This window comes from Salmonella enterica subsp. diarizonae, from assembly GCF_008692785.1.
GTDB classification, from domain to species: domain Bacteria; phylum Pseudomonadota; class Gammaproteobacteria; order Enterobacterales; family Enterobacteriaceae; genus Salmonella; species Salmonella diarizonae.
In genome coordinates, this window is the sequence record NZ_VXJV01000001.1 from 100,679 (window position 1) to 116,091 (window position 15,413).

The window sequence follows — 15,413 nt, forward strand, 5'->3', positions numbered from 1 at the left end:
TATGACTGTATTCATATATGAATATATAAAGTTATAAATCTGCAGATATTAATTACCTCCGGTCTTTTTTTCGTTAATCATGATAACGAGGTTTTTATGTGCCCTGACAATACACACAGAAAGAAGCAATACACGGCAGCGGATAATGACATTCATTATCCCGGACAGACAAATCATGATGCCTGTTTTATTCCGGAGAGTGTTCGCCAGTATGCCGGCGAACCCCTGTATATCATCGTGGCGCACTGGTGTCAGCAGCAACAGGACTGGGTTCAGCGCGGGCAGATATCGGAGGCCTTTCACATTACTGCGAGGCGGGCCAGCTACCTGATGTCCTACCTGAGAAATAAAGCCTCGCGGGTGGTCTGCGTCTGCCGCCACCAGACGTTGTCCAATAAAGCGCAACGCTATGAGATTTTTGTCGTGCGTGTTCTGGAAAATCCGGCACCGGCAAGGCGTGAACGGACGGTAACGCCACCGGCATCACGTCGTCGGGTGGGGAATGGTGACAGTGCGCAGGCGAATGAACTGTGGAACCGCCTGCGCAGTAACAGAAACGCAGGAAAAATACTGAAAAAGGAGGATGAGGATGACGGGGAGTAACCGGATGCCGGCCCGGCAGGTCATTATTCACGGTGACTGCTGGCCGGTGGTGAGTGCTGTGGCACATCTGAGCCGGGCAGTTCTGCCCTGGAGTGAGTGTGAAACCACGTACACACTGCCTGAACTGCTGCAGCAACTGCACCGAAAGCCGGAGGCAATGCTGGTGCTGTGCCTGCGTCCCCGTGAACATATTTTTTTGTTCTATGCCCTTAAAGAGGTACTGCTGTATCATCCGGCCCTGGTTATCAGCGATGAACTGCTGTTCAGTGACCGGGTGGTTCTGCACAACTGGGGGGAGCTGCCGGCGGTACTGCACCAGGAGCTCACCGTCATAGTGACACGTATAAGGCAGAACGAAAAACTGTCCTCCCGGGTTAAAAGCAGACTGACCAGTTTTCTGGCTGACCCAAAACCCGCCACAGGATTATTCGCGGTTCCGCTGATTTTTAATCACCCGAAACGTCTGATGAACTACATGGCCTTACTGATGTTCCGGGCCACCGTAAACTGTGGTATCACACCTGAGCAGCAGAAGCTGCTGGAGGAGGTTTACAAAGGGAAGTACTCACTGTCGGAAATGACAGCTGTACTGAACAGGAACGAGAAGCAAATCTGGCAGGATAAATATCGGCTGCTGGTAAAACTGGGCATGAAAAACCGACTGTATGAACTTCTCTACGGCACCCGGTTCTGTCCGGAAAAACAGCGGACCGCTTTCATTCCTCCGGATGAAATAAACAACATGTACGGATTTGAAGATTCCGGGCGTCAAAAAGAGTAACCGCAGCTGATGGCTGATGGCCCCCGGTTAACAACAACCCCGTCAACAGCCATTATCCCCCCCCCTCGCTGACGAGAACAAAAAGTACACGCCCCTGTTTATATCCGGGCCACCTGCAAGAAAGACAGGCGACTTAACACAATGGAACACCGGCATATAAGTAAGAATACAGGCAACAAACAATTACAGACATGAAGCGTGGTTACAAAAAAACCGCAAGCGAGGCAATACAGTGGCAAAAGATTGCAGTGAGTTATTATTGTGTAATACGGTTATAACAAACTCATCACAGGTGAATGACTTTCCCTGTATCAACGTTATTAAAATAAGGTTTTCTCATCATGTTGCGTATTCCGTTTTGATCGATTGTGTTTTCACACGGAACATCTGTCAGCGATTCGCTCCGAATGGGCAATCTATCACTGTGCGGATATGCAGCCAGGAGCCCGGACTTTACCTTCTACTCCCCAGGTAATGTTTCGGCAGCATTAACATGGAGCGGTCTCAGACCAGAAACCAAAGCAGGAGAAGAACACGTATTCATCCACTACGCCGTACAGCGATGAATACTGCGACAACCGCGTAACCACCCATGTCTTCACTTCCTGCTCACTTAATCCCGGCAGATACAGCCAGTCGCTGTTTTGCAGGCCATTCACCAGCTCATACCAGCACAGCAGCGTCAGGGACTCCCGCAGGCCTGGCTCCCTCAGACGACTGAAAACCCGCTCAAGACAGTTATGTAAACCATCAAGCCGCAGCCGGATACACTCACTCAGCAGGATACCGGGTAACTGCGGATAAGCCCGCAGACTGCTGATATCGGCCAGCACAGAAAAAGCCCCCTCATTCCCGGGTTCTCTCACCCCCGGTGAAACCGGTAGCAGACAGGCCGGAACCACCATGGCTACCCGTCGTCCGTCAGCCAGCGTGATACCGGTGGTCGTCAGGGTGTGCCAGCGGTGAGTTTTACGGGTACTGATACCATAGCGAACGGCAAGCCGGGTCTGGTCGTTAAGCCAGCGCTGGTAAACTTCAACGAGTGGCGTTATTTCATTACAGGGGTTATACATCGGATTTATTCTCCTCTGGTACAGGGCGCAGCAAACCCGGCACTGCACGTGGCGGTACCCTGATTTGATGCTGAGCATGGGATTTCTGAAAGAAAGACTGGTGTAATCGTGGTTCAGGGGCTGATGCGTTCACTACGGGCAGTGGCTGCGGGAGCCAGCGACAGGGCACATTCCCGAAGACGGCTGTACTGCGCGTCTGCCTGCGCCGGGCTGGTTCGGTCCACCCTGAACACGGTTATCTCCGGCGGCTGGTGGTGCCGGACGTCATTTAACGTACTGACCGCATCCCGCAGCAGCGTCTTCATCGTTTCAAAACAGCGGTCCGGTGGTCTGTCATAACGGGGATGGCAAAAGGTGTCCTGGTTCAGCAGCAGTAACATCCTGCCCGTCTGGCCTGGCGGAGACGCCCAAATCCAGCGCAGTACCGTCGGGGGAACCGGTCTGCCGCTTAGCTGACGGGTGGCTGCCAGTCCGCTGACCTGCTGATAAACAACGTCGTGAAAATGTAGTACCGTATCCTGCGTCACCGCTGGCAGAATCAATTGAAATGCCACAAGGCGTGGATACTGGTCGGTGGCCTGCTGAAGGACCTTACGGAGACTATCCCCCCCGGTAAGGTGTGCGTCAGTGGACGTTGGATGACAATGTGTCATTATGGATTTACTCCGGGTGATGGCGGATAACAGGATGAGGTCACAGGTTTCCTGCATCAGTGTCTTCGATGCTGTAGATGCCTGTCCCGCAGGGAACGCAGCGTTTATCCCCCTGATAATGGTTTTCGCACCACACGCAGTACCAGGACAGAACCGTCACAGGCGTATCCAGCCCGTTGATCATACTGCGCAGTTTTCTGTGCCGGGCTTCGGCTTTCACTTCAGGATCGAGCCAGGTACAGTTCATCAGCACATCCCGGGCCACAGTCTACGTATCGTGTTCAAACCACGCCGGGCCACCAGCAGCGCCAGCATGTAACACCAGACGACAGCCACAGGAGGCGCAGCTCCATACCTGCCCGGGTGCGCTCATGGCTTCCTCAGCCGTCACAAAGTGACCTTCACGGTTATTTGCCAGATGGCACTTCAGCATACGCATTCCGTCACCTCCGCAGTCCGCTTTTCAGCATCAGGGAGCCTGTGGCTGTGCTCACCAGTGCGACAGCCCAGACAGTAACGTTCCCCATAATAATCAGAATTGCAGTTTGTACAGTGCCGGTCGGCTTTGCGTACCACCGGGAGCGCTTGTGGTACCCACCGTTGCAGACGTTTCACCAGCCTGACTTCGCTGGTGTCAGGGTTCACGTAAGGGCAATGCTGACCATCCCCGGTCAGACCACTGGCGGTGTGTTCAAACCACGGGCGTTCCGTGTCGTATTCCGGATGGTATTGCAGTGCACTGCCACACAGGTGGCAGGTATAGCGGTCGTAAGGGGTGGTCTGTGCGGTACGGGCACCAGTCAGACGACCGTTACCGTCGAGCGCGAGAAAAGATTTAGCGTACATAGTATTAGTTCCTTACCGCCAGACGACACGCAGGCATCAGCCGTCCCGGTATGAGCAGCATAGTCAGTGAGTGAATGGCGGGTCTGTTAAGAAGTATCGAAAGGGGAGTCAGCCTGTGCTGGCTGTCGTTACGGTACTGTGGTTGTCACACTATGGAGTTCTGGCGTAAAAAACTGCCGGATTCAGAAGTCCGTCTTACGTGGCCGTCCGGTTACTGGTCGTTCAGGTACCTCGTTGCAGCCAAACAACAGCAGGCCATGCTTCTGCTGAGTTTTAGCCATATACGCCAGCACCTGTCGGATATTGGCGATACTGTCCGCATCGTCGTAATGCACCGGGATATTGATACTGGCGCTGTAATGCGGCTTAAACTCACAGCGGTGTAGCCAGCCATCACCATTAGTTATTAACGCCCAGAGTTCACGAGCCTTCTCAGCCCAGATGTAGGGTTTCTGTGTGTATTTGCCATCAAGCCAGAAGACAACATGCGCGTGGTAGTGGTGATCTTCCGTCCATTCGATTACCCAGAAGAAACCCACGACAACGCCAACCTGCATCATTCCAGCCATCAGCACACGGATATCCATTTCAAGTTGGCGGTGGTCTTGCAGATGATATTTAGCAGTATGATGCTGATAGAACAGATCGATGCGTAGTGCCCGCAGGCAGGAGTAGCGGTCAACCATTTCATTGATATGGTTGTTCAGAAGAGATCCCAGATACCAGTCTGGTTCCCATTTAGGTTTATTTTGCATAGGATAAATTCTTTCATGCTGGCAGAGAGCAGCAGGTTTGAGGAAGCCTCCGGTGGGAGGATATGATGAGATCACTGACAAGGGTTACTGAGAGGGATGTAAAAGGGTGTACCTTCAACTTAATAATATTAATTAACCCAAATTAATATTCACTCTCTACTTTGACCTCAGAACCCTTGCAGGACCTGGCCTGATGTCTAATTAAGTGGTTCGGCTGTCGTCCGCCACGCAAAGCAGACGTACTCGTCCATCAGACCGGTCAGCGCAGGGTTTTCTGCCTGTCGGTCATTGATCCAGATATCCATCTCTTTGTCTTTTTTGAACCTGAGATTGTCGGTCCAGTCATCAAGGCAATTACCCAGCATCAAATCGTACCAGCACAACCAGACCAGCTTCAGACGCAGCTCGCTACCGCTGAACTGCCGGAACAAACTGATGAGCTTGTTCGCCAGAGGACGCTGTTTTAAACGTACGCACTCAGAAAGCAGAACACCTTCAAGCATTGGATGGTGAGCAAGCAGGTGCTCCTGGGTGAATAGGCTGACGCTCAGATCATCATTGACCGTCAAAGATGCTGCAGCTCTGCCATAAATAATTCGATGCAGGCACTGGGGAACGATGGCAATAACCTCTTCCTCTCCCGGGAACTTGAGGCTGCCAACCGTCAGGGTATGGTGGTGGTAGATATTCTGGTGACACATGCCCGACCTGACCGTTAACTTCGTAAAGTCGGTCAGCCAGACCTGGTAATATTTGTGAAGTTCTTCGTAACGAGGTTTATATTCTTTCATTGTTTATTTTCCTTAAGGCTTAAATTACAGGCAGCAGAAAACCTCCGGGGTAACCGGATAGCTATTGTCTTGCCAGTGGGATTAGTTCTGAGTGAGGTTATTTACGGGACTGGTCGATACGCTCCTGGAGCCAGACTTCCACTTCGCTCTTCCGCCATCGGGAGCTTCGACCCAGCTTGATGGGCTTGGGAAAGGCTCCGTCCTTAATGAGCTTGTAAATCCACTTGTCTGTCATTTGCAGCAAACTGGTAATAAATGCCATGTCAATCAACTGGTCTTCGGTAAGTAAGGGATGCGTAGTCATGATTTGGTATCTCCGGTTAAGAAAGGTAAGCCGGATGAGTGATATTTAATTGCTGTCACTGCTCCGGGGCATACCCATGGGGAGATACGTAAAAAAAGCGAGTTATATTGACCTCTGCAGGTCAACCCGTTCTGAGATGTATTTCGAAGTGCTCATGTGCATGACTGTCTGACATTCTTCTGTTACCTCATCTTTGCAGACATTAATCGCTCAGGTGTCGGTCATCCTTCCTCTTTTGTCTCCATGGACTTATAGTCACCGGAATATCTGTCCTTTGAAACAGACATTTTTACTTTTCTATAAGGTCGGCGAGCGACTTATCCTGTTGTTTTTCATTGAAAACCACTTAAAATCGTATCACTATGCATTATTTAATATATGACTTTCACTACACTTTTTAATCCGTAAATTACTACGAAGAAAGCAACGCATTTGACTACGCTTTGTATACGTATTAATCTACGTAGTGATATCTACTTTAAAACCAATAAAAATGTAATTATGAAAGAACAACTGACGGACAGAACAGAAAGAGCGTGCCAGTTTTATATTGAATATATGAAGAGAAAAATCGAAGGTTACAGTGATCGAACGCCGCTCATCCTTATCCCTGACTATAAAAACCAGGACATTATCGACATGATCCTGAGAGAGCTTAACAACGAATTTAAGAGCACTCAGGAATACAATCAGTTTGTTCGGGGAATGAAGAATGAGCTATTTTCCAGCATCGTTCCGGAAAAAGAGTTTGAATGGATAAAGGATTACGCATCAGCGTATTTTGCATGGAATGTTCTTTCAACCATGGGACCCTATGAAGCTGGGGCGTTTGAGGTGAATTTCAGCAGCGAGCTGAAACCTCTCATTAAGAACGATTTAATCCCGGTCATTCCGGAAAGCCGGGAGGATGCACTGTCTGCAATATATTCCTGCTTTGATAACTGGGATACTGGCTTACTGATTAAAAGCAATACACTTTGCTCATTAAAAAAACACTGGTTCAGACTTAACCGGGAACTACCGGAGCCATTCAGGTGGATTGACGTAAAAAACCATAAGCAATGTGCGTGGGCTTTTAAGTATGTGATGGAGCATATCAAACCAGATTATATGCCTTCATTTATGACTGAAATCAGACAGCAACAGGTAGTTACGTTTCTCACGGCCGTACTCTATTCCTGGCCCGCCCACCCTGATACCCGGCGTCTGATGATTCAGCGGATGAAAAAAACATACAACCAGAATATATTCCGGGAAAACATAGCTGACAAAAAAGTGATTAACACTTATGTCCAGAAGGATATTAAAGAAAAGCTCGATATGCTGGCAAAGAATAATGGTCGAAAAATTAATGAAGAACTTGAAGTGATCATTATGAATGCCTGGCACGATGCCAGATATGCAGAAGATAAATAGCATTCACTCCAAATAATTTCAGACAGATATTATCTTCGTGAATCCCCCGCCTCCCTGACCGGAGCGCGGGGATTTTTGTTTTTTCACGCTGAGAACCCTGTATGAATAAACCACACGGCCTTCAGGCCCTTGAACAACCGCTGGCGTCGCTTCCCGATACGCTTCGCCGGCTTATTCTTGAACGTATTCAGAATCTCACCCACTACGAACCGGTGATTGGTATCATGGGCAAAAGCGGTGCCGGTAAATCATCGCTCTGTAATGAACTCTTCCGGGGTGAGGTCTCCCCGGTCAGTGATGTGAACGCCTGTACCCGTGACGTACTGCGCTTCCGGCTGCGCAGCGGGCGTCACAGTCTGGTGATTGTCGATTTACCGGGTGTGGGGGAAAACGGGCAACGGGACCATGAATACCGCACCCTGTACCGGCGTATACTGCCTGAACTGGATCTGGTGCTGTGGGTCATTAAGGCTGATGACCGGGCGCTGTCGGTGGACGAGCAGTTCTGGCGCGGCGTGATGCAGACGTACCAGCAGCAGGTGCTGTTTGTCATTAACCAGGCCGACAAAATCGAACCCTGCCATGAATGGGATACCCGTACCAGTACCCCCTCAGCACAGCAACGGGCAAATCTTCAGGAGAAACAGGCCGCCATTACGGCGATGTTTAAGCCACATCACCCGGTCTGCCTGGTATCCGCCTGTAGCGGCTGGGGTATTGAGGACATGGTAGCAACCATGATGCGCTGTCTGCCTGACCGCGCCACCAGCCCGGTGGCAACACAGCTGCACGGGAGGCTCTGTACCGAGCCGGTCAGGACGCAGGCCCGTGACGGCTTTGGTAAGGCGGTGGGCCGTGTGTTTGATACAGCAGAGTCATCGTCGCTCCTGCCCGCCCCATTGAAAACGGTGATTCGTACCGTGCGCGATGCGGTGGTGTCCGTCGCACGGGCCGTCTGGGACTGGATCTTCTTCTGACTCCCCTTTCCTCTTCCTTTGGTGAAAAGGCTCCCCACAATCATGATTATCGATCGAACCGATCGATTTAATTCATTATCCTGCCCGACTACAGGGTTATAAAATCAGGTCATATTTACTTATTTAAAATCAACATGATGAACCAGATTCATTCCTGATTCACCGGAGATAAGCAGGAAGGGCTTTATATTTTCGCTCCCTTTTTCTGCTGATACTGCAGACCGTTAATACCTCAGGTTAACCCTGTGAAAAAGCGTCTGAACATCCTCCGCAGGCTGGTACTTCATAAGTGTAACGGGTATCTGACGGGCGGATATCAGTCCCGTATCCCTGACTGCCTCTGACGAATATTGGCGCCGTCTGGCTTCAGCCCGGAACCACGTCAACAAACAACAGAAGGATAACACGATGAAAATAAGACGTATCACACCCGGCAATCCGACTTCCGGCAAACGCTGCCCGGACTGTGGCTCTCACGACACCATTCCCTGGGCCGATGGCTGGATGTGCCGGGACTGCGGGTGTGAGTGGGGCAAGGATAACGGTTATCTGTAAAGGGTAAATGAGATGGGATTCTGGGATACAGCCGGGAAACTGGCTAAAGAAGTGGCAAAAGACGCCCTCGACAGTGCGCGGGAGGTAAGAGCGATTCATGACCGACTGGAGACAAAAAGTAGTGCAGAACTTAAGAGAATTGTCACCGACAACGGTATTTTCAGCAGCGCAACGGAGGCGGAAAAGCGTCTGGCACGAAAGGTCTTGCGTGACCGGGGGGACCGTTAGTTATTTCGCAGGGCCTGCTCAGGCCCTGCCTGTGGTTATGTTCAGGGGGAAGTGAATATTTCCCCGTAATGATAAACAGGATGCAGACCAGCCCGTGATTTACGCCACACAATCATTGTTACTTTAACAATAAACAGGATGAACAGATGAAAGCATTTATATTGTCATTAATGGTTTCTGGTTTTTTATTGAGTGCCTCAGCCAGTGCTGCAGCGGTTAAATTGCCCCGGACAGTGACTGATGTGAAAGACGGCAGTGAGCTGATGTGCGGAAGTGAAGATGTGAAAGACGGAACGTGCAGCCTCGTCAGTGTCTCTGATGATAGCCACTATGCGCTGTTAAGCAGCCCGGGGGGCATGGCCTGTTACGACCCTTATCTCATCGTGGTGAACCTTACCACCGCAAAGGGAAAAATGATGGACTATAACCGTCATGCGACATGCAGCGGTGAGGCCACCGCGAAGTTTGTCCGTTCACCGGAGAACGGTCACCTTACTGTCGTTATTTACGATCCCACCATCAAAAAGAACGTCGGGCTGAATACTATTGATTTTTAAGTCTGTTACAGGGCTCTGCACGGGGCCCGTTTATTTTGAACAAAAATAATGGAATCGGGCTAATAATGTCTTTTAATTTACGTAAATTAAAACAGGCAATATTGATATCCTTGCTTTGTTTTATTACCACCGGGGTTTATGCCGCTAATATTGCAAAAACTGCAGAGGATGCAATGAGTTGCAATCCTGATGCAGGTGATAATGACAACGGATACGGTTCCTGCCCCTTTCTGGGCAGCATTTACGATGCTGACCCGGTATTCAGGAAAGACCTTGATGACGCCCTGAAGTCAGCAGGACTTACCGGGTTAACGGGAAAACAGGGGTCAATGAACGGCCCTGACAGTGGATTAATTCCGGTCGATATTGGTGACGAGAAGTGGCTGCTGGGCTCTGTCTGTGAACAGGGTAACTGCGGTGACCATTATCTGAAAATTCTGTATATCCCTTCAGAACATGTTGTGGCAGGTTTTTACTACAACGGTGGTGAGGAAAAGATGTTTGGTGACGCCGGAGATGCAGAAGCACGAATATTACGCCGTGATGTACCGGACGTTGCCCCGGTGCAACAGGCTCCGGCAGTGACGACAACGCCTGCAGACGGCGCACCAGCAAACACTATCTGGACCTTTAAGGACAACGGTGGCAAATCGTTATGGCAGGTCTGTGGCGCTCAGAACAGCAGTTGCACCATTATCGCCAGTACTAAGTATTACGTTGCCGTTCTGAATCGCAAATCAGCAACCGGCTGTGCCTTCGGTGATTTTTATGTCGCCGCCCGTGATACCGCATCATGGCGACAGTATGACACGGGTACCTGCAGCCCGGATGCGTATATCCGCAAGGGCAGTATCAGCAATGGTCAGTATCTGTCGGTCGATATTGGTATCAACGGGGTGCTCGTGAAACAGTTCCCGATTGGCTACTGGTCAATGCAGAAGGAATTCTCAGGAAAAAAACGCCCTTCATGGTCAAAGGTTAAAGAGAAAAACCAGCAGCATTAATCATCAGAGTTAAAACATTCCATCAGGCCATGTTCCTTCCGGGTACATGGCTTTTTTGTTTTAAGGAAACTGTATGCCTGAACTCACTGAACTACCTGAGGGACCGTTTACTCGCCAGCAGGCAGAAGCGGTTGCGTCTCAATATACCAACGTTGCTATCGAAGACGACCAGGGCTCTCATTTCCGTCTGGTAATTCGTAATACTGACGGAAGCCTTATCTGGCGGGACTGGAACTTCGCCGCCAGAGCCGGTCAGGGGCTGAACCGCTTTATTGCCGACTACGGCATTCGTAAGGGGCCGGTGTGAATAACGAACGCCGCAAACACCTGGCCGAACTGTCACAGCAACTCGCTGAACTGAAGGATGACGTGCAATCTGTGCTCGATGAGGAAGAGGACGCCTTTAATAACCTGCCGGAAGGCATACAGAACGGCGAGCGCGGCGATGCTATGCAGACGGCCATTGCTGCACTGGATGCAGCAGTCAGCGCACTGGAGGAGGCCAGTGACCAGTTGACAGAAGCACAGACGTAGCCCACCGACATTCAGCCACAGCGGGCGCAACCTGCCCGGCATCAGACCATGTTCCCACCGGGAGCATGGTCTTTTTTATAGCGTTACCCCACTACCGAGGAGTAAACCATGCGATTAGCCAGCCGCTTCGGGCGGATAAACCAGATACGCCGTGACCGTCCATTAACCCATGAAGAACTGATGCAGGTGGTCCCCAGCGTGTTCAGTGAAGACCGCCACGAATCCCGCAGTGACCGATACGCTTACATCCCCACCATCACACTGCTGGAGAATCTACAACGCGAAGGGTTTCAGCCCTTCTTTGCCTGCCAGTCCAGAGTCAGGGACCCCGGCAAACGCGAACATACCAAACACCTGCTGCGCCTGCGCCGTGCCGGGCAGATTACCGGTATGCAAGTGCCGGAGATTATTTTGCTCAACAGCCACGATGGTTCCAGTTCGTACCAGATGCTGCCGGGGTACTTCAGAAGCGTCTGTACCAATTCGCTCGTCTGCGGGCAGTCCTTTGGCGAAATCAGAGTTCCACACCGGGGCGATATCGCCGGGAAAGTGATTGAGGGCGCTTACGAAGTCCTGGGCGTGTTTGACCGGGTGGAAGAAAAGCGTGAAGCCATGCAGTCACTGCAGCTCCCGCCACCGGCACAACAGGCGCTGGCAAAAGCCGCCCTGACGTATCGCTTTGGCGAAGAGCACCAGCCCGTAACCACCACGCAGGTTCTTACCCCACGTCGCCGGGAGGATTACGGGCAGGATTTATGGACCGTCTGGAATACGCTTCAGGAAAATTTGCTGAAGGGCGGTCTTCCCGGTCGCACCGCTCAGGGTAAACGTACCCATACCCGCGCGGTGAACGGTATTGATGGCGACGTCAGGCTCAACCGTGCCCTGTGGGTGATGGCGGAACAGATGCAGCAGGCGCTGAGCTGATGCGCCATGTTCCTGCTGATGCCCGTCAGACCGGGATTTATCCGGTATCTCTGGAAAACCAGCCGGGCTGCCGCTCCGTCTCCGACGATGACCTCTGCGCCTGGTGCTCCCGCCTCTGTTACCGGCCCGCTGAACTCAGCCTGTGCCGGCTGTTCATTACTGAGGGTATCTGGCCCGCGCGCGTTGACACTGACGGCTATGCACAGTCCTGTCCGGCATTTTGCCTGAACCGGAGTACTCACCCCGGCAAATAAGACGAAAACGTCATGGCAGACCTGCCTTACTGACCCGTGATATCGCCGGTAACAACATCCCCCCACTCAGCTTATTCACCGACAGACACCACAGGCCATGCCCCTCCCGTGCATGGCCTTTTTCATTTATCTCAACTGAATCAGGAGGTTCCTCATGGGACTCGATGTGTATTTCATTAAACGTCCGGCTGACACCACCCGCAGGGAGCAGGATGAGGCCGTCGGCTATTACCGCAAGTTCAACGCCCTGCTCAACTGGATTGATGCCAACGCCGGGGAGGTGGAGAACTGTACCGATGTGCCGCTGACCCGTCATGACCTGGAAAAACTCCGGGGCACCCTCGACCGCCTCACGCCGGAAAACTGCAACGACCTGTTCCCGACCACCGAAGGCTTCTTCTTCGGCTCACAGGAGTACAACGACGACTACTGGTCTGACGTGGAGAATCTGAAACAGTTTGTACAGCAACAGCTGGCGTCGTTTGATTTTGACGCCCACCGTCTGTGCTTCCACGCCTGGTGGTGACGTCACACCGTCCTGCCATTCCGCTCAGCCGGTTCCGGATATCCCCGGAGCCGGTTTTATTTCTGTTTATTGAGGAAACCATGATGACCACAGCATTTAATCCGACCAGCGCTTCCGACGCTGAACTTATCCCTGCATCAGATGACACTCTCATCACCGCCACACCCGTGGAGGACGAGGACCGCCCTGACTTCTGGCCCCGCCACTTCCGGGGTATCCCGCAGTGGATATTACTGGAGCCCCGCATCTTCGCATGGACGGACCGCCTGTGTGCGGACTACAGCGGCGGTATCTGGCAGTTTTACACGCTGAGTAACGGTGGCGCGTTTATGGCCCCGGAGGCGAATGACGGGGATGACGTCTGGTCACTGTACAACGGCATGAACGGCAACGGCACGGACATGAGCCCTGAGGCTGCCGGGATCACCGCCTGCCTGCTGGAGTACAGCCACCATGCCTGCCGCACGAACAGCGACCTGATGACCGCGCACTATTACCGCCTGCGGGATTATGCCCTTAACCATCCTGAATGCAGCGCCATCATGCATATCACCGACTGAGGATACCGCCATGAGACAACTGTTACCTCTGTTTGCCGCCACATTACCGACATCCGCCTGCTGGATCACCTGGTGGTGGGGGGGGATGGATATTGTCTCATTCGCTGAACGCGGCTGGCTTTAAAACGGTAATGACACCATGAGAAACGATGAAATGCAGGTTACACCCGCTGATATTTTCAGTGGCGTGACCGTTCTTCGCCTGGAGAACGGGGATGAAGCGGTTTATATACACGGCCTCTTCCTGGAGTGTGCCGATATCGCGCAGGGTGATAAACCTCTCACTGATATTGCTGCACGCCTTGCCGGGCTTCTGAAGATACCGTTCAGACAGATAACGCTACCTGTTCCGGATGATGAGGAGTGGTGCTGGAATGACATTGTTGATGCCCTGCTGACAGGCACCGGCTCAGGCAGGTCCGGCGTATGAAAATCATCAGCAAACGCCGGGCAATGACGATATACCGCCGGCATCCGCAGTCCCGCCTGTTTCGCTTCTGTACCGGGAAATACCCGTGGTCCGGCAGCGTACTGGTACGGCCGGGACGTGCAGGATATTCGTGGCGTACTGGCGGTGTACGCTGAACGTCGCCGGGACCATCACGGCCCGTACACCCGCCTGATGTGCGTCACCCTGAATTAATCCACGAAGGAAAAATAATGTCAGAGAACAACCGTAAACGACCGGATAATCATTCAGTCCCCTGCATCCGGGGCCGTCTGCTGCAGGACGGCTGTCTGTTCCGTTTACAGACCAGCCGGGACGATATCAGGGCGGCTTTCACCGAGGAGGAAGCCCGGTGGCTGGCGCAGGCCTTCCCGCTGATATTACAGCAGATGGTCGCGACAGCTGCTCCCGGCTCACCGGAGGCACTGATGCCGAATGTCTTTCACCACAACGGCCTGACCTGCGAATCAGAACCCGGTCCACAGGGCGCTGTCTGCCTGATGATTTACCCGACATCTGTTGAATTAACCCCGTCAGAGGAGCCCGCAAATGACGAAGACCACAACCACAGTACATGATATCGCCTCGCCCTGGTGGGGCCTGAATCGTCCCGTCGCGCCACTGTTCGGTGCACGCCTGGTCCAGGAGGGGAACCGCCTGCACTACCTTGCCGACCGCGCCAGTATTGTGGGTAAATTCAGCGCTGCGCATTTACGCCAGCTTGACCAGGCATTCCCGCTGATGCTCAAACAGCTGGAACTGATGCTGCTTTCCGGTGAACTTAATCCCCACCATCAGCACTGCGTCACCCTGTACCACAATGGCCTTGTCTGCGAGGCCGATACTCTCGGCTCCTGTGGCTATGTTTATCTTGCCATTTACCCCGGAGAGCCCCCTGAAACCGGAGGTATGGCACGATGAGCCGGGTTATCTCCACCACAGTGTATCTGTCTGATGAACTGTCAGAATCTGCCCGCGAGAAAGCCAGAGCCTGGTACTGTGAAGGGGGGCTGGAGTATGACTGGTACAGTGATGTTTATGAGGATTTCACCCTGATTTGCAGCATCCTGGGTATAAGACTCAGCACCCGCACCGTCACCACCACCGGCGGCAGATATCACGAGAAAACCTGCATCTGGTTCTCCGGCTTCTGGAGTCAGGGGGACGGCGCCTGCTTTGAGGGCCACTATCGTTATCAGCCCGGTGCCGCACAAAACATCAGACAGCATGCGCCGCAGGACGAAGAACTGCACCGTATTGCTGATGAACTGCAGGCCATCCAGCAGCGTAACGTCTGGCAGCTTCAGGCTGATATTCAGCATCAGGGGCGCTATTACCACGAATACAGTATGCACATTACCGTTGAGCGTGACTCCCCCACCGGCCAGCAGGCCACCGACGACGCAGACTGTGTCCTGAGTGACGCGTTACGCGACCTGGCCCGCTGGTTGTATCAGCAACTGGAAACGCAATACGACTGGCTGACCTCACCGGAAGCCGTGGATGAGGCGCTTATCGCCGGCGGCTACACCTTCACCGAAACCGGCCTGCGCTTCGGCTAAACCGTTTTCGTCATTTCCTCCCGGTTCGTTTCTTACCTTCCACACAACGGAGAACACAT

Annotated in this window: 24 protein-coding genes and 2 pseudogenes; 19 read left to right on the forward strand and 7 right to left on the reverse strand. The window is 52.4% G+C overall.

Annotated elements, in window-relative coordinates; translation table 11 throughout:
* Positions 1 to 96 precede the first annotated feature (96 nt).
* On the forward strand, positions 97 to 603 hold the full coding sequence (locus F4V72_RS00435; protein WP_136058090.1) for a CaiF/GrlA family transcriptional regulator: 507 nt from the start codon (positions 97 to 99) through the stop codon (positions 601 to 603).
* A complete protein-coding gene (locus F4V72_RS00440; RefSeq protein WP_136058089.1) occupies positions 590 to 1,384 on the forward strand; it encodes a transcriptional regulator in 795 nt (264 codons plus the stop codon). The genes F4V72_RS00435 and F4V72_RS00440 overlap by 14 nt, the downstream gene beginning before the upstream one ends.
* 488 nt (positions 1,385 to 1,872) lie before the next feature.
* Here F4V72_RS00440 and F4V72_RS00445 read toward each other — a convergent pair whose 3' ends face one another.
* From F4V72_RS00445 to F4V72_RS00475, 7 genes and pseudogenes are all read right to left on the reverse strand, one after another.
* The gene (locus tag F4V72_RS00445) at positions 1,873 to 2,457 is read right to left on the reverse strand and encodes a hypothetical protein (RefSeq protein WP_136058088.1); all 585 of its coding nucleotides are present in this window, start codon (positions 2,455 to 2,457) and stop codon (positions 1,873 to 1,875) included.
* Positions 2,458 to 2,570: 113 nt separating this feature from the next.
* Positions 2,571 to 3,110 carry a hypothetical protein gene (locus F4V72_RS24205; protein ID WP_211361491.1) on the reverse strand — a complete coding sequence of 180 codons (540 nt, stop codon included), beginning with the start codon at positions 3,108 to 3,110 and terminating at the stop codon, positions 2,571 to 2,573.
* 40 nt (positions 3,111 to 3,150) lie between these two features.
* Positions 3,151 to 3,549, reverse strand: a pseudogene (locus F4V72_RS00455) (putative zinc ribbon protein).
* Entirely contained in the window at positions 3,537 to 3,956 is a 420-nt protein-coding gene (locus F4V72_RS00460; protein WP_136058087.1) for a putative zinc ribbon protein, read from the reverse strand. Before F4V72_RS00460 ends, F4V72_RS00455 begins: the two are co-directional and overlap by 13 nt.
* 182 nt (positions 3,957 to 4,138) lie before the next feature.
* Complete coding sequence (locus tag F4V72_RS00465) at positions 4,139 to 4,711, reverse strand: inovirus-type Gp2 protein (RefSeq protein WP_136058086.1); 573 nt, start codon at positions 4,709 to 4,711, stop codon at positions 4,139 to 4,141.
* A 197-nt stretch (positions 4,712 to 4,908) separates the two neighbouring features.
* Positions 4,909 to 5,502: a hypothetical protein gene (locus F4V72_RS00470; protein WP_136058085.1), complete on the reverse strand. Its 594-nt coding sequence runs from the start codon at positions 5,500 to 5,502 to the stop codon at positions 4,909 to 4,911.
* 97 nt (positions 5,503 to 5,599) lie between these two features.
* Positions 5,600 to 5,806 (reverse strand): helix-turn-helix transcriptional regulator, encoded by a 207-nt coding sequence (locus F4V72_RS00475; protein ID WP_025715112.1) that lies wholly within the window; start codon positions 5,804 to 5,806, stop codon positions 5,600 to 5,602.
* Between the two features lie 501 nt (positions 5,807 to 6,307).
* Between F4V72_RS00475 and F4V72_RS00480 the strand changes: the two genes are divergently transcribed.
* The 17 genes and pseudogenes from F4V72_RS00480 (at position 6,308) to F4V72_RS00555 (ending at position 15,354) form a co-directional block, all read left to right on the forward strand.
* The gene (locus F4V72_RS00480) at positions 6,308 to 7,222 is read left to right on the forward strand and encodes a hypothetical protein (RefSeq protein WP_232081656.1); all 915 of its coding nucleotides are present in this window, start codon (positions 6,308 to 6,310) and stop codon (positions 7,220 to 7,222) included.
* A 101-nt stretch (positions 7,223 to 7,323) separates the two neighbouring features.
* Entirely contained in the window at positions 7,324 to 8,199 is an 876-nt protein-coding gene (locus F4V72_RS00485; RefSeq protein WP_136058084.1) for a GTPase family protein, read from the forward strand.
* A gap of 408 nt (positions 8,200 to 8,607) precedes the next feature.
* Positions 8,608 to 8,754 (forward strand): hypothetical protein, encoded by a 147-nt coding sequence (locus F4V72_RS24015; RefSeq protein ID WP_001509365.1) that lies wholly within the window; start codon positions 8,608 to 8,610, stop codon positions 8,752 to 8,754.
* 12 nt (positions 8,755 to 8,766) lie between these two features.
* Complete coding sequence (locus F4V72_RS00490) at positions 8,767 to 8,982, forward strand: transposase (RefSeq protein WP_136058083.1); 216 nt, start codon at positions 8,767 to 8,769, stop codon at positions 8,980 to 8,982.
* 146 nt (positions 8,983 to 9,128) lie between these two features.
* Positions 9,129 to 9,539, forward strand: coding sequence for a hypothetical protein (locus F4V72_RS00495; RefSeq protein ID WP_136058082.1), 411 nt, complete (start codon positions 9,129 to 9,131; stop codon positions 9,537 to 9,539).
* A gap of 35 nt (positions 9,540 to 9,574) precedes the next feature.
* Entirely contained in the window at positions 9,575 to 10,543 is a 969-nt protein-coding gene (locus F4V72_RS00500; protein ID WP_232081657.1) for an inhibitor of vertebrate lysozyme family protein, read from the forward strand.
* 73 nt (positions 10,544 to 10,616) lie between these two features.
* Positions 10,617 to 10,850, forward strand: coding sequence for a DUF905 domain-containing protein (locus F4V72_RS00505; protein ID WP_109183677.1), 234 nt, complete (start codon positions 10,617 to 10,619; stop codon positions 10,848 to 10,850).
* Positions 10,847 to 11,077: a hypothetical protein gene (locus tag F4V72_RS00510; protein WP_136058081.1), complete on the forward strand. Its 231-nt coding sequence runs from the start codon at positions 10,847 to 10,849 to the stop codon at positions 11,075 to 11,077. Before F4V72_RS00505 ends, F4V72_RS00510 begins: the two co-directional genes overlap by 4 nt.
* 108 nt (positions 11,078 to 11,185) lie before the next feature.
* On the forward strand, positions 11,186 to 12,004 hold the full coding sequence (locus F4V72_RS00515; protein WP_136058080.1) for a DUF932 domain-containing protein: 819 nt from the start codon (positions 11,186 to 11,188) through the stop codon (positions 12,002 to 12,004).
* Positions 12,004 to 12,258, forward strand: coding sequence for a hypothetical protein (locus F4V72_RS00520; RefSeq protein ID WP_109183675.1), 255 nt, complete (start codon positions 12,004 to 12,006; stop codon positions 12,256 to 12,258). The genes F4V72_RS00515 and F4V72_RS00520 overlap by 1 nt, the downstream gene beginning before the upstream one ends.
* 154 nt (positions 12,259 to 12,412) lie before the next feature.
* Positions 12,413 to 12,784: a hypothetical protein gene (locus F4V72_RS00525; protein WP_109183674.1), complete on the forward strand. Its 372-nt coding sequence runs from the start codon at positions 12,413 to 12,415 to the stop codon at positions 12,782 to 12,784.
* A gap of 83 nt (positions 12,785 to 12,867) precedes the next feature.
* On the forward strand, positions 12,868 to 13,344 hold the full coding sequence (locus F4V72_RS00530) for an antirestriction protein (RefSeq protein WP_109183673.1): 477 nt from the start codon (positions 12,868 to 12,870) through the stop codon (positions 13,342 to 13,344).
* A 139-nt stretch (positions 13,345 to 13,483) separates the two neighbouring features.
* A complete protein-coding gene (locus F4V72_RS00535) occupies positions 13,484 to 13,774 on the forward strand; it encodes a hypothetical protein (RefSeq protein WP_109183672.1) in 291 nt (96 codons plus the stop codon).
* Positions 13,771 to 13,987, forward strand: a pseudogene (locus tag F4V72_RS00540) (DUF987 family protein). Before F4V72_RS00535 ends, F4V72_RS00540 begins: the two are co-directional and overlap by 4 nt.
* A gap of 17 nt (positions 13,988 to 14,004) precedes the next feature.
* Positions 14,005 to 14,370: a type IV toxin-antitoxin system YeeU family antitoxin gene (locus tag F4V72_RS00545; RefSeq protein WP_136058079.1), complete on the forward strand. Its 366-nt coding sequence runs from the start codon at positions 14,005 to 14,007 to the stop codon at positions 14,368 to 14,370.
* Positions 14,342 to 14,713, forward strand: coding sequence for a type IV toxin-antitoxin system YeeU family antitoxin (locus tag F4V72_RS00550; RefSeq protein ID WP_136058078.1), 372 nt, complete (start codon positions 14,342 to 14,344; stop codon positions 14,711 to 14,713). Before F4V72_RS00545 ends, F4V72_RS00550 begins: the two co-directional genes overlap by 29 nt.
* Positions 14,710 to 15,354 (forward strand): antitoxin of toxin-antitoxin stability system, encoded by a 645-nt coding sequence (locus tag F4V72_RS00555; protein ID WP_136058077.1) that lies wholly within the window; start codon positions 14,710 to 14,712, stop codon positions 15,352 to 15,354. The genes F4V72_RS00550 and F4V72_RS00555 overlap by 4 nt, the downstream gene beginning before the upstream one ends.
* The last annotated feature ends 59 nt before the right edge of the window (positions 15,355 to 15,413 follow it).

Coding starts and splice junctions, on each gene's coding strand:
- F4V72_RS00435 (WP_136058090.1), top strand. CDS start 97: ATGTGCCCTGACAATACACACAGAAAGAAGCAATACACGGCAGCGGAT.
- F4V72_RS00440 (WP_136058089.1), top strand. CDS start 590: ATGACGGGGAGTAACCGGATGCCGGCCCGGCAGGTCATTATTCACGGT.
- F4V72_RS00445 (WP_136058088.1), bottom strand. CDS start 2,457: ATGTATAACCCCTGTAATGAAATAACGCCACTCGTTGAAGTTTACCAG.
- F4V72_RS24205 (WP_211361491.1), bottom strand. CDS start 3,110: ATGACACATTGTCATCCAACGTCCACTGACGCACACCTTACCGGGGGG.
- F4V72_RS00460 (WP_136058087.1), bottom strand. CDS start 3,956: ATGTACGCTAAATCTTTTCTCGCGCTCGACGGTAACGGTCGTCTGACT.
- F4V72_RS00465 (WP_136058086.1), bottom strand. CDS start 4,711: ATGCAAAATAAACCTAAATGGGAACCAGACTGGTATCTGGGATCTCTT.
- F4V72_RS00470 (WP_136058085.1), bottom strand. CDS start 5,502: ATGAAAGAATATAAACCTCGTTACGAAGAACTTCACAAATATTACCAG.
- F4V72_RS00475 (WP_025715112.1), bottom strand. CDS start 5,806: ATGACTACGCATCCCTTACTTACCGAAGACCAGTTGATTGACATGGCA.
- F4V72_RS00480 (WP_232081656.1), top strand. CDS start 6,308: ATGAAAGAACAACTGACGGACAGAACAGAAAGAGCGTGCCAGTTTTAT.
- F4V72_RS00485 (WP_136058084.1), top strand. CDS start 7,324: ATGAATAAACCACACGGCCTTCAGGCCCTTGAACAACCGCTGGCGTCG.
- F4V72_RS24015 (WP_001509365.1), top strand. CDS start 8,608: ATGAAAATAAGACGTATCACACCCGGCAATCCGACTTCCGGCAAACGC.
- F4V72_RS00490 (WP_136058083.1), top strand. CDS start 8,767: ATGGGATTCTGGGATACAGCCGGGAAACTGGCTAAAGAAGTGGCAAAA.
- F4V72_RS00495 (WP_136058082.1), top strand. CDS start 9,129: ATGAAAGCATTTATATTGTCATTAATGGTTTCTGGTTTTTTATTGAGT.
- F4V72_RS00505 (WP_109183677.1), top strand. CDS start 10,617: ATGCCTGAACTCACTGAACTACCTGAGGGACCGTTTACTCGCCAGCAG.
- F4V72_RS00515 (WP_136058080.1), top strand. CDS start 11,186: ATGCGATTAGCCAGCCGCTTCGGGCGGATAAACCAGATACGCCGTGAC.
- F4V72_RS00520 (WP_109183675.1), top strand. CDS start 12,004: ATGCGCCATGTTCCTGCTGATGCCCGTCAGACCGGGATTTATCCGGTA.
- F4V72_RS00525 (WP_109183674.1), top strand. CDS start 12,413: ATGGGACTCGATGTGTATTTCATTAAACGTCCGGCTGACACCACCCGC.
- F4V72_RS00530 (WP_109183673.1), top strand. CDS start 12,868: ATGACCACAGCATTTAATCCGACCAGCGCTTCCGACGCTGAACTTATC.
- F4V72_RS00535 (WP_109183672.1), top strand. CDS start 13,484: ATGAGAAACGATGAAATGCAGGTTACACCCGCTGATATTTTCAGTGGC.
- F4V72_RS00545 (WP_136058079.1), top strand. CDS start 14,005: ATGTCAGAGAACAACCGTAAACGACCGGATAATCATTCAGTCCCCTGC.
- F4V72_RS00550 (WP_136058078.1), top strand. CDS start 14,342: ATGACGAAGACCACAACCACAGTACATGATATCGCCTCGCCCTGGTGG.
- F4V72_RS00555 (WP_136058077.1), top strand. CDS start 14,710: ATGAGCCGGGTTATCTCCACCACAGTGTATCTGTCTGATGAACTGTCA.